The 15742-nt window shown below is 60.4% G+C and carries 9 protein-coding genes; 4 read left to right on the top strand and 5 right to left on the bottom strand.

Annotated features, from left to right (window positions below):
- Positions 1-111: 111 nt before the first annotated feature.
- From P5540_10355 to P5540_10340, 4 genes are all read left to right on the top strand, one after another.
- Positions 112-1890 carry a DUF4091 domain-containing protein gene (locus P5540_10355; protein ID HRT65217.1) on the top strand — a complete coding sequence of 593 codons (1779 nt, stop codon included), beginning with the start codon at positions 112-114 and terminating at the stop codon, positions 1888-1890.
- A 210-nt stretch (positions 1891-2100) separates the two neighbouring features.
- Positions 2101-2634, top strand: coding sequence for a 4Fe-4S dicluster domain-containing protein (locus tag P5540_10350; GenBank protein ID HRT65216.1), 534 nt, complete (start codon positions 2101-2103; stop codon positions 2632-2634).
- Positions 2631-4454, top strand: a complete 1824-nt coding sequence (locus tag P5540_10345) for an aldehyde ferredoxin oxidoreductase family protein (GenBank protein HRT65215.1) — start codon at positions 2631-2633, stop codon at positions 4452-4454. Before P5540_10350 ends, P5540_10345 begins: the two co-directional genes overlap by 4 nt.
- Complete coding sequence (locus P5540_10340; GenBank protein ID HRT65214.1) at positions 4451-6160, top strand: sulfatase-like hydrolase/transferase; 1710 nt, start codon at positions 4451-4453, stop codon at positions 6158-6160. The genes P5540_10345 and P5540_10340 overlap by 4 nt, the downstream gene beginning before the upstream one ends.
- 59 nt (positions 6161-6219) lie before the next feature.
- Here P5540_10340 and P5540_10335 read toward each other — a convergent pair whose 3' ends face one another.
- The 5 genes from P5540_10335 to P5540_10315 all read right to left on the bottom strand — a co-directional run bounded on the left by P5540_10335 (position 6220) and on the right by P5540_10315 (position 15704).
- On the bottom strand, positions 6220-7863 hold the full coding sequence (locus P5540_10335) for a galactokinase family protein (protein HRT65213.1): 1644 nt from the start codon (positions 7861-7863) through the stop codon (positions 6220-6222).
- Positions 7863-8627, bottom strand: coding sequence for a phosphatase PAP2-related protein (locus P5540_10330; GenBank protein ID HRT65212.1), 765 nt, complete (start codon positions 8625-8627; stop codon positions 7863-7865). Before P5540_10330 ends, P5540_10335 begins: the two co-directional genes overlap by 1 nt.
- 25 nt (positions 8628-8652) lie before the next feature.
- A complete protein-coding gene (locus tag P5540_10325; GenBank protein ID HRT65211.1) occupies positions 8653-11214 on the bottom strand; it encodes a cation-translocating P-type ATPase in 2562 nt (853 codons plus the stop codon).
- The gene (locus P5540_10320) at positions 11211-12047 is read right to left on the bottom strand and encodes an endonuclease/exonuclease/phosphatase family protein (GenBank protein HRT65210.1); all 837 of its coding nucleotides are present in this window, start codon (positions 12045-12047) and stop codon (positions 11211-11213) included. Before P5540_10320 ends, P5540_10325 begins: the two co-directional genes overlap by 4 nt.
- 78 nt (positions 12048-12125) lie before the next feature.
- The gene (locus P5540_10315; protein ID HRT65209.1) at positions 12126-15704 is read right to left on the bottom strand and encodes a hypothetical protein; all 3579 of its coding nucleotides are present in this window, start codon (positions 15702-15704) and stop codon (positions 12126-12128) included.
- Between the last annotated feature and the right edge of the window lie 38 nt (positions 15705-15742).

The following is a 15742-nucleotide window of genomic DNA, read 5'->3' as shown; positions in this document are numbered from 1 at the left end:
AAACCGCTTCCGGCACGCCTTCGATATCTATTCGAAGGGAACAGGCCCCTTCGATTATGATGGCGAGCGAATTGGACGCGCTAAAAAGTTTCAACGGAAGAGGATGCGATCATGGATGCGATGGGGACGTTTTTATGGGGTTGCACGGTGTGCGCGGTCCTGATAGGTTCCGCCGCCGCGCGCGCGGAAAACATTGACTGGTGGACGACACATTCACTGGACAAGGCGTTTCCGGATTCCGTGAAGCCGGCAAACGCGCCGCAAGCGATTGCGTTGAAAGCAGCGCGAAACGATACCGAAGACGCGCAGGTTCTGCTGCGCACCCCGAAGGGTCTGACAGTCGCGAAGGCGTCGTTCTCGCTGCCGGATCTACAAGGGCCGGACGGCGCGATCATCGCCAAGTCAAATCTCGGCGCGCATTGGATATGGTATACCTACGTCCATAACAACCCGCCCGCGAACAAGGATCCGAAAACCTTCCTGCGCGCCGCGCCGGGATTCTTTCCCGACGGATTTCTCGAACAACCGGTCGTGCGCATCCGCGACGAATGGACGCAGCCGCTGTGGGTGTCCGTGACGGTCCCGAAAGACACGCCGCCCGGCGACTACACCGGCACGCTGGGCATAGACCTCGACGGGCAGCACATTAACGTGCCCGTTGCCATTCACGTTTGGGCATTCACGCTGCCCGACGAACCGACGCTGCATCAAACGGAGTGGTTCTTCCCCGCCAATCTCGCCGAATACTACCGGATTCCGCTCTTTTCCGACGCCTGCTGGACGTGGATCGATCGCGTCGCGCAGGACATGGGCCGCCACCGGCAGGATACGATCCTCACGCCCTTCACGATGCTCGTCTGCATGACGCAACAGGCGGACGGCGCGTTTGCGTTCGATTTCACGGCGCTCGACCGGTGGGTCGAAATGTTCAAGAAGGCGGGCGTCACGTGGATCGAGGGCGGCCACGTCGCGGGGCGCTGCGGCGGGTGGGAAAGTCAATTTGTCTGGTCGCGCTTCAACATCGTTGGATCGGACGGCAAACCGCTTGACACCGGCACGTTGTCCGAGGCCGAATTCGAGCCGTATATGGAGGCCTTTCTGAAGGGCGTCTGGGCGCACCTAAAGGAAAAGGGTTGGGCGGGCCGATACATTCAGCACATCGCGGACGAACCGATCCCCGTCAACGAGAAATCATGGACGGAACGCGCGGGCAAGGTGCGCGGGTGGCTGCCCGGCGTACCCATCGTGGACGCGATCATGCACGAAGGGCTTGACGGCTTCATTGACATCCGCGTCCCGCAAATCCAGCACATCAAACCCGGCCGCAAAGAGAATCCCAAAGAGGCCACGTGGAGTTACGTCTGCCTGTATCCACAGGGCGAGTATCCCAACCGATTCCTCGATTATCCGCTCATCCGCAACCGCATCCTGTTTTGGCTGTCGTGGTCGCTCGACCTCAAAGGCTTCCTGCACTGGGGATACGGCCATTGGAAGACGTGGGATCCCGTCCCGGCGGCGGTGGACGTGTCGCCGTGGATGGACGCGACCGGCGGCAGCATCTACGTCGCCGATCGCCAACCCCTGCCGGCCGGCGATCCGTTCATCGTGTACCCCGGACGCGACAAGATCTGCTCAAGCATGCGCTGGGAAGACATCCGCAACGGCATGGAGGACTTCGAATACCTCCATATGCTGCAAGCCTTCGCCAAGAGACCGCCCAAAGGCATGCCCCGTGCCGACCGCCAAACCGCCAAGGCCCTGCTCGAACGTGTCCGAAACGAAATCGCCAAGGCCCCGAACGCGCATACGCAGGACGCTTCGGAACTCCTCAATATCCGCGACGAAATCGGGGAACTACTGGGTCGCATAACGCCTTACAGACTGAAATAACGGTGGGGCCGCTTGCCGATACACAGCGGCGCTGCTTTCCACTTGATTCCTTGCCGCTCGGGCCTTAGTATACCGGGGGTTTGCGATGGACGGCGCGTGGCTTGTAGATACCGCACGCCGGAATCGCGGAAGTCGTAGTCGTTCGCAGTGCGTGGAACTCGGAATATTCCGGCTCCTGCCTTGTGAAGTCGGGCTACTCGGAGGCAGAGGATGTCGCGAAAGCTGGCGGTTATTCCCGCGGAATGTTCCGGGTGCAAGATGTGCGAACTGGTGTGCGCGATCAAGCATTTCGGCGTCAACAACCCCAAGAAGAGCGCGATTCGCGTGCTCATCACCTACCCACATCCGGTGGTTCGGATGCCGATTGTGTGCAGCCAGTGCAAAAAGCCACCGTGTGAGGAAGTGTGCCCGGTGGACGCGATCAGCCGCAGGGACGGCGTGGTGAGCCTCGATACGGGCGTCTGCATCTCGTGTTTTCATTGCGTCGAATCGTGCCCGTTCGGCGCGATGTACGCGCACGACGAATGCGAATATCCGATCAAGTGCGATCTATGCGACGGCGATCCCGAATGTGTCAAGCATTGCCCCAAAAACGCGATTCGGCTCGTCCCCGAATACGCCCTCGGCGAAAGCAAGCGCCTCAACAACGTCCTGGGCTACACCCAGATGAAGGAAATTGAATTCGTCGAAAAGGGCGAGACGAAGACGCTTCAGTACGCCGAAATTGGAAAGGAGCAGTTATGAATCTCAAGGGCGGCTATTTTTTCAAGGGATTGCACGTCAATCTGACCACGGGCGTCATCGAACGCCGCGATCTTTCCGGGGATTTCATCGAGCGCTATGTCGGCGGGCGCGGGTTCGGCGCGAAACTTGTCTGGGACAACCTCAAGGCGCATGATTTCCACATTGACCCGCTTGGTCCGGAGAATCTGCTGGTTGTGGCGGCCGGGCCGTTGACCGGTTGCTACGTGCCGTCGTCCGGCAAAAATTCATTTGTCGCAATTTCTCCGGCAACAGGCCTTTACGGCGATTCGTCCATTGGCGGCGGGTTTGGCGTCGAACTGCGCCAGACCGGCCACGATTATCTCGCCCTTGCCGGCGCAGCGCCGGAACTTTCGATCCTGTTCATTGACGACGAACACACCAGCATCATCCGCATGCCCGCGCTCAAGGGCAAAACCTGTCTCGAAGCGGAGGGCATCATCAAGGAGAAGCTCGGCTCGCACAACCTTCATATCGCCGTCATTGGGGTCGCGGGCGAGAACCGCGTCCGATTCGCCTGCGTCAATTCCGATTGGAGCCGCAACGCGGGCCGTACAGGCATCGGCGCGATCATGGGATCGAAAAACCTCAAGGCCATCGTCGTGCGCGGCACGAAGGATCTGCCGGTCCATGACATGAACGGACTTGTGGAGGAAACGCAAAAGGCCGTCAAATACATGACGGATCACAAGTATTTCCGGCTGTGGCAGCAGCAGGGCCTGATGAACGTCATCGAATACGCGAACTCGAAGGGCATCCTGCCGACGTACAACTTCAAGGCGACCACCTTCGCCGCCCACGACAAGATCAACGGCGAAACCATGCTCGAACATTACAAGATCGGCGACAGCGCCTGCTTCATGTGCCCGATGTGCTGCAGCAACATCTGTCTCGTAAAGAACGGCAAATACGCCGGCACCGTCACGGAAGGCCCCGAATACGAATCCTGCGCCATGCTCGGATCGAACCTCGGCGTCGAGCGGTTCGACGCCGTCCTGGCGGCCAACAAATTGTGCGACGAACTCGGCATGGACACCATCTCGACGGGCAGCATCATCGGCGCCGTCATCGAAGGCTACGAAAAGGGCGTCATCTCGCTGGCGGATCTCGACGGCAAGGGCATCGCATGGAACGACGACGACGCCATCCTCGACCTGATGCACCGCATCGCCCATCGGGAGGGCGTGGGCGATATCCTTGCGGACGGATCGCGGCGCATCATCAAACAGTGGCCCGAAATGGAAAAGCTCCTGCTCCAGGTAAAAGGGCTCGAACAGTCAGCCTACGACAGCCGGGTCGGCACGTCCATGGGGCTGGCCTACGCCACGTCGGACATTGGCGCGCACCACGCCCGCGCATGGACCATCGCCAAAGAAATCGAGGAGGGCGCGTCGTGGTCCGCCGAGCAAAAGGTGGACCTTGTCATGTACCACCAAGCCGTTCGGCCGCTGTTCGACATGCTCGGCGTCTGCCGCTTGCCTTGGATCGAACTCGGCCTCAACGAACGCCACTACGAGAAGTTTTACACCTATGTCACGGGCAAGACGATGACGCTCGAGGAATTACTCGAATTGTCCGATCGGGTCTACAACCTCACGCGGCGCATAAACATCCGGCTGGGTGCGACCCGCAAGGCCGATTCGCTCCCGTTCAAAGTGACCAAAGCCCCTGTGCTGACCGGCCCCAACGCGGGGAAAACACTCGATGAACACGAGTTCGAGAAAATGCTCTCGCTGTATTACGAAAAGCGCGGATGGGACAAGGATGGCGTGCCGCCGGTCGAGCTTGAAGCAACTTTTTGACCAGCAAAATCAAATATTTTCTGCTTTCAGCGGCGCTGTTCTTGGCCATGGACACCGCAGCGACGGCCTTCCCCCCGCCCAATATCGTTCTGATTGTGCTCGATGCGTTGAGGGCCGACCGGCTTGACGCGGAACGCGGCGGGCAGGGCGTCATGCCCGCCCTGCTCGATTGGTCGTCACATTCGGTGCGGTTCACCAACGCAACCACGGCCTGCACATGGACGCGTCCGGCTATGGCTTCGGTGTTTACGTCGCTGCACGTGGATGCGCATCAGGTCTATACAGGCACATCCACGCTGCCAAGCGCCATCGAAACGATGGCCACCTTTTTCAACAAAGCCGGATATGCGACAATTGGCATTCAGAGCAATAATCACTTGACCTTTGCCAATGGGTTTGCCCAAGGCTTCGACATCTATGACGATGATTCGGCGCCCATCCTGCCCGCCGATGAGTTGACGAACAACGCCATCGCGCGCATTGAAACCGCCGGGCAGCCGTTTTTCCTGTATGTCCATTACATGGACCCGCATCTGCCCTTCTGGCCGCCGGAGGCCTACCGCGCGCTTTTCGGCTATCCCAACCCGGGGCTGCTCCCGGCGGAACAGACCATCGCGGAGAATTTTTACGGTTACCTGTTCGATCAAATTGATTACACGCTGGGCCTGATACCCGCACGCACCTACGCCGAATTGTCCGCCACGGGGAAGGACGCCGTGTGGACCCTTTTCGACGGCGACTGCCGGTTTACGGACACGGAAGTCATGCGGCTGATCCTGTCCATTGCGCAAACGCATCCAGACACGATCTTCGTGGTCACGGCGGACCACGGAGAACACATGTTCGAGCATGGCCACTTGGGCCATGGCCTTACCGTCTACGAGCCGGTCTTTCGCGTGCCGCTGATCGTCAACGGGCCGGGGTTGGCCCCTGCAACCGTCCCTTCCGTCGTGACGACTGTTGACCTGCTGCCCACGCTGGCCGCCTTGGCCGGATTGCCGCCGCGACCCGCGTGGCAAGGAAAAGATCTGTTCGGAACGCGCGATCCAGACGGCCCCGTCTTTGCCTACACGCGGGGCGGCGCCGCGCCGCGCTGGGTCAACCTCGAAACCGTCCGGCGGGGTTCGATGAAATTGATTCACAACCTCTCGACCGGCGCAAGAGCGCTTTATAACGTGGAAAACGATCCCGGCGAAACGAACAACCTCGCTTCGCTATACCCCGAACAGGCCGCCGAACTACAGGCATTGCTCGACACGCATCGCGAAGACAATCTCCGCGCGCGGACCCGCACAACCGCCATCACGCCCCACCCCGGCGGTTGGATTGAGGAAGGCATGGTCCTGTCGTTGACGGCGCCGGACGGATCGAATTACCAATGGAAGAAGGACGGCGCGGATATCGTGGATGCCCCGCCCCGCGTTACGGGAGCGACAACCCGCACGATCATCCTGAACCCGGTCGTTCCCGAAGACGCAGGCGTCTACGAATGCCGGTTCGATGACGGTGCGAAAAGCATCCAATACACCCGGCCCTACATTCTGAACGTTCTTCCACCCAACAGCGTTCCCGCCGCATCACCCATCGCCCTCCTCGTGCTCGCGACGGTTATCGTGGTGTTGTCGAAAGCGCCGCTTTCGCTGGGGATGAAGAGTGTGAAGAGTGCGAAGGGAACCAAGCGCTTCTTGGGCCTTTTTCGTCCATAACATCCCTATCGCCCACTGGATAAGCCGGAGATCTTTGGAGCCTGCCGCCGAATCGCTCGCTATTCGCCATGCAGTTCGGCGGCGGCGGCAGGCGCGGCGTTGACGTGAACCGCGTCGTCCAGTTGGTCTTTTCCAAGTTCCTTCCCGGCTCGTTTTACATATTCGTCCGATCCCAGCCAATCGCGGACGGCCTGCACGACCCGCGATTCGTCTTCGGCTCGGCAGAGCGCCAGAACGGTCCCGGCCATGCCGGCGCCCGTGAGCGATGATCCCAATGCGCCCGCGGCGATCGCGGCGTCCACGATACCGTCGAGCACGGGCGCGCTCGCACCGTAGGCGCCGGGCGCCATTTCGATGGGCGTGTGTTGGGCGGCCATTTCGGCCAGCGTCCCGTCGGATACGTCGAACCGGTACGGCCGTCCGGATGCATCGAGGAGCCGGTCGCCATCGTGCCCGATGGACATCAGTCGTCCGGCGCCGCCCCAGTCGCCGTCCGTCAGCGCGTCCGCAAAGCGCCGCGCCCGTTCGGATTCCGCGATGCCGAAAAGGAGCGGCCCGCGCAAGTGTATCATGTCCGGTCTTTGATCCTCGGGAACGGTTCCGAAGTATTGCCGGTAGGCTTCGTCGAGTCCCGGCAAGGCATAGCGCGCGCGCAAATCGGCCAACGAAAGGGCGTCCGGCATGGCGCATAGGATGCGCGGAAGGTCTGGGATGCGTTCTTGGGTCACGCGCGACAAGCGGTCCGTTTCGGCGACGAAAGGTTCGGGGAATCCCTGTCGCCGCATCTCCTGACGGAGGATTTCCATCGCCAACGAATAGGCGAAGCGATTGCGCGTATAGGCCACGAGCGCCGCGCCGCTCAGGCTGCGTTCCGTGTACGAGTTGACAACCAAGATGCGCAGCGTTTCCGGAAATGCCATGCGCCGGAGACTCGCCAGGTTCAGATCCGGCGCGAACAGGGCCAAATTGACTAGTTCGCCTTGCCCACCGAGGATGATCGCAGCCTGGTCGCTCAGGCCGCAACGGGATCCCGTGTACCATTCCGCGTCGCGCGCCGCGAGGATCAATTCGAGCGGGGCCAGTTCCTTCCCGTTCAGCGCAAGCACGGCGCTGCATACCGCCACGCAAAGGGCCGCGGACGAACTCAAGGAAGCGCCCCGCGGCAAATCGCTCCCGATCGCGGCATTCATGCCGCATAGCGGCACATCCGGGAAACGATGCTGGATACCGAGCCATGCGCCGGCCAGATAATGCGACCAATGGCCGCGGCGCGCCTCGACCTCCCTTCGGACGCCGGGGGAGAGGATGTACTCCGTCCAAGATCGTCGGAACGACTCGCCGGCCCGCGCATCACCGGTCCGAATGACGGTTTCCTCGAAGTGCGGATCGGTGTTGACGAAAACAGAATCCGCGTCGGCCCGCGACTGAACGGCCGCCAGCACTTCACGCTGGTGGGTCATCAAGTTGAGGTAGCCGCCATGGGTGTCCACGTGCATGCCGCGCAAATTGATGCGTCCCGGCGCGCGAAATACGCGTACGGGCCCGTCGCCGAAGCGTTCCCGGAATCGTCCCAGAACCCGCCGCAGCAAGCGCAGGCGCGCCGCGACGACGGATTCGTCCGCCCCATAGACCGCGCGCAGGGTTCGTTTGAATTCAATAGGCGGATGCTCCAGCCGTTCGAGCCATGCGGAAACGTTCATCATCAATATCTCGCCTGGGAAGGGAAGACTTGGAACAGGGGACGGATGAATCCATAGAACAGATTTTCCGACAGCACGTAGATGGAATACCCGATAAGGTAGGCGGCGATCACGTCCACGGTGTAATGGTTGTGCGAGAGAAGGACGCATATCGCCATGGTGATCGAGCCGCAGAGCATGAGCAGTTTGAGGCCTTTTGTGTCGAAAAAAAGGAAGAAAAGGAATGGGATGCAGGTGTGGCCGGAAAAGATGAATTCATTTTTGAAGGTATAGGTTCCCATCAGGCGCGAGAACAGATAATCGAGTTTGCCCATGTCAATCATTTCGACCGGCGGGCCAATGGGGGAAAGAAACACGAACGCCGTGCGGATGAACAGGAACACGCTGAGCATGAACAGCAGGAACGGGATCCGGCGCGGATGGAAGGCGATGGCCGCGCCCGCCGCATAGAGGTGCAGAGCAAACCAGCCCCACGACAGGATGGGCAGCACATTGACCGCCGGAATGCGCCGGAGAAGCCAGTCGCTGCCCGTCGGCAGCGGGCGCTGGTCCGCGTACCAGCCCAGTTGGGTGTAGGAGAAATACGAGAGCACAAACAAGGCCAGCACGCCGGACAGCGTAATGATCCACCACCGGTAATGGACGCCGTGCCATTCGTCGCGGATTTGGTGAATTTCGGCGAGCGTGCCGCTGAGCAAACGCCGGCGAAGCCGTTTGATCTCGTCCGGGGAACGCTGTCCGATTTTGAATTTGCGGCGCTTGCTCATGAAACCACTGCCTGGCCTGTTTTGTTCATGCCGAATGCCGAAGAACCTTCATGCCTTCAAACCATAAAATACTGGCGGCGCCGGCCGCAAGCGCGAAAACGATGTCCACAAGGTGCAGCGGTGTAAAGTGAAACAGTTCGCGGAGAAACGGCACATACAACACCAATCCCAGAAACAGCGGCGCTCCGATGATTACGCCCCACAGGGCGTTGTTGCGCACCGAAAACATGGAGAAAAAAGTGCGGGACCATGACCGATTGGTCAGAATCAGGCCCAAATTGCCGACGATGAGCGTCGCAAACGTCAGGGTTCGCGCATCCTCGGCGCTGTGGCCGCGATACCGGGCGGCGGCGAAGACCGCCAGCACGATGACAAGCACACTGATTCCCTGCATGAGGCCCAACACGACGCTGGCGCGCCCGAACAACAGCGCGGATGGGTTGCGCGGCGGACGCCGCATGACGCCCTCCTCTTCCGGTTCCGCCTCGAAGGCGATGGAACACGCCGGGTCAATGATCAGTTCGAGAAAGACGATATGGACGGGATACAGCACGAGCGGCCATTTGAAGAGAACAGGAATGAGCGAAAGTCCCGCAATAGGCACGTGAACCGCCAGGATGTAGACCATCGCCTTGCGCAAATTGTCGAAGATTCGGCGGCCCAGCCGCACCGCCTGCACGATGGATGAAAAGTCGTCGTCGAGCAGGACCAGTCCCGCCGCTTCGCGGGCGACGTCCGTGCCGCGCCCGCCCATGGCGATGCCGATGTCCGCCGATTTGAGGGCCGGGGCGTCATTGACGCCGTCGCCCGTCATAGCGACGATTTCGCCGTTGGCCTTGAGCGCATTGACCAGTCGCAGTTTCTGTTCCGGCACAACCCGCGCGAAAATATGGGCCGTCCGTATGCGTTCCCGCAGGGCCGCATCGTCCATGTTGTCCAATTCCGCGCCGGTGATGCATTCGTCGGCGGAATGAAGCCCAATCTGCCGCGCGATGCACAGGGCGGTTTCCGGATAATCCCCCGTGATCATGATCACGCGAATTCCCGCCGCATGGCATTCCCTGACCGCATTGGGCACGGCGGGCCGAACGGGATCCTCAAAGCCAATCAGGCCGAGATATTCGAACTCGAAATCGTGCTGCTCGCCCGGCATGGTCTTTCGCCGGAAATGGGCCTTGGCCACGCCCAGCACGCGCAGACCGTCGCGCGCCAGTATTTTTACATCCGCCGTCATGGCGGCCTGTTGCCCTTCGTCGAAATGACATAAATCAGCGATGGCTTCCGGCGCGCCCTTCGCGGCGGTGGCGAATTCGTCGCTGTCCGGCGCGCGCCAGACATGCGACATGGCCAGCAGTTCCCGCGAAAGGGGATATTCCTGCTCGAGCACCCAATTCACGTGCAAATGCTCGGTATCGTGCAGGTACCGTTCCCCCAATTGCTTGAAAGCCTTTTCCATCGGATCAAACGGATCGATCTGGGACGCCAAAATACTGTATTCGACAATTTCGTGAAAGGCTTCCGGCAGCGGCTCCTTGGAGGCATAATCCACCGTATAGTCGCGGCCGTTAGCCAGGATTCGCCGCACCGTCATGCAATTCTGTGTCAACGTGCCGGTCTTGTCCACGCAGAGCGCCGTCGCCGCACCGAGGGTTTCAACCGCCGGCACGCGCCGCGTCAGCACGTTGTTTTTGGAAATCCGCCACGCGCCCAGCGCGAGGAAGATGGTCAATACGACCGGAAATTCCTCCGGCATCAACGCCATGGCCAGCGTGATGCCGGCGAGAAACCCTTGAAGCCAATCTTGCCGGGTCAATCCATAAATCAACACCACGGCCACACAAAACGAAACGGCAAGAATGGCCACATTCCGAACCAATTGTGAGACTTCGACGGACAGGCGGGTCTTTTCGACCGTTACCGATTGCAGCGCCTTGCCAATCCGGCCCAGTTCCGTCTGCATGCCGATTGCGCAAACTTCGGCAAGCCCCTTGCCCTGCACGACCAAGGTTCCGGAATAAACAAGAGCCTGATCGTCGCCGCCCGGCCGGTCCGTCCCGGCGGATTCCCGTTTCGCGGCCTCGTGCCAGGGCGCTTTGCGAACCGGCACGGATTCGCCCGTCAGCAGGGATTCGTCCACCGACATGTAACTGCAAGAAAGCACGACGGCGTCGGCGGGCACGCGATCGCCCTCGGACAACACGAGTATGTCGCCCCTTACCACGTCACGCCCGGCGATGCGCTTTTCAACGCCGTCGCGAACGACCAGCGCGCGAGGACTGGATAAATCGCGCAAGGCCTCCAAGGCTCGTTCCGTCTTGCGTTCCTGGTAGAACGTAATGCCCATGATAACGAACACGAACCCCAACAGCATCATCGCTTCCCGGATATCGCCCAACGCCAGATAGATCGCGCCGCATGCGACCAGCAACAGAAACATCGGTTCGCGGATCACCTCGAACGCGATCGTCGCCAGTCCGCGGGGTTTCGAGGCGGAGAGTTCGTTGGGGCCTTCCTGGAGAAGACGCCGCCGGGCTTCCGCTTCGGTCAATCCGCGCGGCAGGAAATCTTCTGTCTGTGGCGGTTTCACGGCGTCCCCGGAATGAGTATGACCGCGGAAACGGGATAATGGTCCGAAGGATAGCGCCCATCCTTGTTGAACGTGACGGTTTCATACCGCTGCACACTGCCGGCATTTCGGACAAGAATCCAGTCTATGCGCTGCTGTTTTACGTCGGGCGGCGCTTTGAATCCGCCAAACGTCACGTCGGGACCGAGACGTTCCCCGGCCAGGAGACACGCATCCTTGAATCCGCCCTCAACGAGGATTTTCCATGCGGCGGATGTTTCGGCGTTGGCGTTGAAATCGCCCGTGAGAATGACAGGCATTTCCCGCGGCAGCGATAACAAGCGCTGGACAATCAGCCGGGCCGATTGGACGCGGGCCTCTTCGCTTCTGTGATCGAAATGCGTATTGAGCACATGGAAAGCCGCCCCTGTCCCGGCATGGCGAAACCGCGCCCATGTGACCATGCGCGTGCAACTCGTGTTCCACGAACGGGAACCGTGCACTTCGGGCGTTTCGGAAAGCCAGTAATGGCCCGATTCCTCAGCCGTCAACGCGTCTTTCCGGTAGAACAGCGCGCTCATCTCACCCTTGCCGTCCGTCTCGCGCCCCACGCCGATCCAGGCATATTCCGGCATGGCCTCGGCGAGGTATTGCGCCTGAAACTCAAGGCATTCCTGCGTTCCCATGATGTCCGGATTCATTGTCCGGATCGTTTCGACCATCAATTCCCGGCGTTTCGGCCATGCGTTTTCGCCATCGAGCGCCGTGCCGTAACGCAAGTTGAACGACACCACCACGAGCGGCGTCGTCGCGCCGCCGATTCCACATACCAGACATCCAATAATCAAACTCACGGGCAGCCTCCTTTATCGTGCCGGCTTATCGTAATCGTCAATCGTTGTCTTCTCACGGGGTTTTCATCATGCCGACGGTCATGCGGGCGGTTTGGCGTCTTCATCCACCGGACCGGGACGCACGACAACGGGCGCCGTTGCGATCCGGGGCCGGATGGCCAGCCAGTCCACGCCCTGGAATTCCGGATCGGGGATGGCCCGTACTTCCTCGTCGCCGAGATAGGGGCACATGGCATCCACCCACGCGATGAGCCGTTGCCGACTCGTCTCATCCACAACGACGCCATGGTGTTTCCCGCTGGACACCATTTCAATCAACGGACTCCTGTACGAAAGGCTCGTCATGGGTTTCGGCGTCACATAGGCCTTCGGATCGCGCTGATCGAACGCTTCGACCATGAGCACCCCGGCGATGCCGAAGCCCGGCACGGGCTTTTCCGGCGGCGTATACGGCGCACCCCACGTCGGACGCCCGATCAACGTCATGTACGGTTCGGAAAACACCGGCGGACTGGGCCGTTCGGTCATATCAAAGGTCTTGCGGCCTTCGCCGTCCCCCTCGTGGCAGCGGGAGCAGTACCGGTCCAGCACGGGCCGGACATAACGCGCATAACTGACGGTGGTGTCCGGCCACGGCGGCGGTTCAATCGCGCGCGGCGGCGCGCTGCCCGCGATGGATTTTTCACCGAGTCCCGGTGCGCGGCTGTGCGATTCATGGCAACCCAGACACCCCCGGCTCTCGCCGGGCATCACGCCGACGAAACTGCGCATCGTCTGCAAGGCCCGAAAATGCCCGTCCAGCAATTGAAAGTGCAAAGCCTGCCCCGACGGAGCCGTAAATGAGACGGATCCGTCGCTTTCGACGGGCACGGTGCCGATGAGGCGTTTCACGCCTTCGGACTGCACGGCGGACACCACGGGGCCGGTCGAGATGTACGGGCGCTTGTGCCAGTAGGTGTACGTTTTGGCGTCTATCTGCCAGATGCGGAGATACCGCGCCTTGCCGCGCAGTTCTTCCGGCGCATTTTTGTAGACATCGTTGCTGAACAGCACACCCGGCGCGGGATTATCGCGCTCCCCGCGGGACGGCCACGCCACGCGGTCCACGATCTCATGCGGTTTCGCGCGCGGCTTGAGCGGCATCGCATGAAAAATATTGTGGACACCCTCATAGATCAATTCGCGGTTGCCGTCCACATCCATCAGATAGAGCCGGAACTTTCCGTCGCGTTGCGCCGATACAAGAAAATCACGCTCGCTCAGCGGGTAGGGCGAGTAGTACGCCGGATACTTGCCCGAGACGTGGTAACTTGGCGACTCGACGGGATCGACGGGGCCGTTGTAGCACTCGGGCCACTCGACATCGGCGGTGACCTTGGTCAATCCGTTGGGAAAATTGAGGCCCTTGTCGGGATCGATAATGCCCACGGACCCCGCAAACCAATCGTGATGGGCGCTGCCGGTGAACATCACGCGGCGACTGCCCGGAATATTGCGCGCGTCTTTCATGACATCCGGCCAGACGCTCTGATTGCCCCAGAACGTGGCCACCTGCGTGCCGTCGGGATGGGTGGTCCACAATTTCTGCGCGCGCCACAGGGGCTTGTCCGTGTACTCCCAACGGGTATAGACGACACGCCCATCGTCCATTACGGACGGCAGGTAGTCGGGTTCGTTGCTGTACGAAACCAGATAAATGTTCCCGCCGTCCGCGTCGGCCCGTGCAAGTTGGAACGAATTGGTGGGTGGCATGCACCGGACGTAATTATGTCCGCGCGTCGTCGCAAACATGATATGGCCGTCCGGCAGATAGATCGGATCCACGTCATCGTAGACCCCATCGGTCAACTGCACGAGGCCGGACCCGTCGCAGTTGATTTCATAAATGTGAAACGACTTTTCATTGTGCGGTTTGAAACAGAACAGGACTTTTTTGCCGTCAAAAGACACGTCGGGCCGCCAGAATGATCCATGCAACGGCGGCTGGGGCATCAGTTGCGTGACATTCCCCGCCGGATGCAGTCCATCGAGAATCAGCAGCCGCGCGCCGGGCACGGCCATGTAACCGAGACGGTGGCGCGTCTCGTGCTGCCATTCGGATCCCTGCGGATAGGGCATGTCTACCAGCAGCAGCCGCGAAAAATCGAGCACGGGATTCTTGAACATGATTTCACGTTTTGCCATCCGCACGGCCAGATATAAATCGCAGAGTTCCGTGGCGGCTTTCCCCGGAATCTTTTCCGCCAGCATGTCCAATCGGGCCAATGGTTCGGAAACGTCCACTTGAATATGCGCAGCCATTTCACGCGCCCAACGGATTTCATCGCGAATGCGTTCCGGTGTCGGATTTTGATCGGCCTGGTGCATCCAGTCGCTTTCGATTGCGACCCGGGCCTCGTCTTCGGTCAAGTTTCGCGTTTCGGGCGTTTCGGGTTTTACATAGGGTGCGACGGGCTCGTACACGCGGGGACGAAATGCGATTCGACGCCCGGCGTCGAACATCAGATCGAACCATTCCGGGGAACTTTGGGCCGGCTCGCCCTGTGCCGTCAAACGTTCAAACCGATCGCGGATACGCTCCGCCTCGTCCCATTTCGCGCGATCTTCCGGCGACTGCTTTTGCTTCTGATATTCCGTCAGCGGTTTATATTCGAGCATGAGTTCGATAAGCCGCCGTGCCTGCGCTTCGTTCAACGATTCGTCCTGGGACAGAAGCGCGCCGGCGGTTGTGCCGGTCCACTCGAAAAAGGCGGCGCATTCGTCCGGAAATGCGGTGCGCAATCTCGCCTCCAGCGCATCCGTCAAGTCCGGATCTGCCGCGGGACCGCGCATGCGGAGGTTCTTGCGCGTGTTGGCCACGGTTTCGGAAAAGGACGGCGCCTCCACGTAGAGTTTCCCGGCGGCAATGTCCAGCCGTTTGGAATTTTCCGAAATGGACGCCAGCCCTTGACGGAAAAGCCCCATGATTTCTTCCGCGCCCAGCGCGACGTCATAGAGGCGCAACTCGTCCAGGCCGCCCTGAAAATGCTCGTTTGTTCCGCCCATTGAACCAATGAACGCCGGCAAACCGGGCGACAACGCGATCGATCCCGGCCGTTCGAGGGCGCCGATTTCCTTCCCGTCGAGAAAGACGCGCATGGTGTGGCCGTCGAAGGTTCCGGCGCAGTGATGCCATGTGCCGTCGAGGATCTGTTTTGGAGCGATGCGTGCGTCGCATTCCACATAACCGTTTACATTCAAGCCCAGCGACAGGATGTTTCCGCTATCTTGAAACGAAAACAGCACACGGTCGTCGCTCTCCTGCCGGAAAATTTCGCGGAAACCCGTAAGGTCCAACGGGCGAACCCATACCATGATGGAGAGAGCGGACATCCGGGACCGATCGAAAGCACCGGCCCAGATTGCGTGATTGCCTCGCAAATCCAGCGCATGGCCCCGCACGCCTCCGCGGCGCACGATCGCCTGATCGGTCCTGGCCGTCCAGACCGTCTTATCCGGTGCGCCATGGAACTGAAGCGCTTCCACCGGCTCCTCGAACGTCCAAAGCGCCATCGGCGCTTTTCCGGCGTCGCCTTCTTCCGCATGCCCCGTTTCGTCAATCACCGCCGCAAGAACGAGTACACATACAAGGATCACGATTTTGATTTTAGAATCCATGGTTATCTTCCGCAATTCATAATACTTTGAATGCCGCG

The organism is Candidatus Hydrogenedentota bacterium, from assembly GCA_035450225.1.
Lineage (GTDB): Bacteria > Hydrogenedentota > Hydrogenedentia > Hydrogenedentales > SLHB01 > DSVR01.
The sequence above is the reverse complement of the archived record's forward strand: the minus strand, read 5'-3'. Positions and strand labels throughout refer to the sequence as shown.

Coding starts and splice junctions, on each gene's coding strand:
- P5540_10355 (HRT65217.1), top strand. CDS start 112: ATGGATGCGATGGGGACGTTTTTATGGGGTTGCACGGTGTGCGCGGTC.
- P5540_10330 (HRT65212.1), bottom strand. CDS start 8,627: ATGAGCAAGCGCCGCAAATTCAAAATCGGACAGCGTTCCCCGGACGAG.
- P5540_10315 (HRT65209.1), bottom strand. CDS start 15,704: ATGGATTCTAAAATCAAAATCGTGATCCTTGTATGTGTACTCGTTCTT.
- P5540_10345 (HRT65215.1), top strand. CDS start 2,631: ATGAATCTCAAGGGCGGCTATTTTTTCAAGGGATTGCACGTCAATCTG.
- P5540_10335 (HRT65213.1), bottom strand. CDS start 7,863: ATGATGAACGTTTCCGCATGGCTCGAACGGCTGGAGCATCCGCCTATT.
- P5540_10350 (HRT65216.1), top strand. CDS start 2,101: ATGTCGCGAAAGCTGGCGGTTATTCCCGCGGAATGTTCCGGGTGCAAG.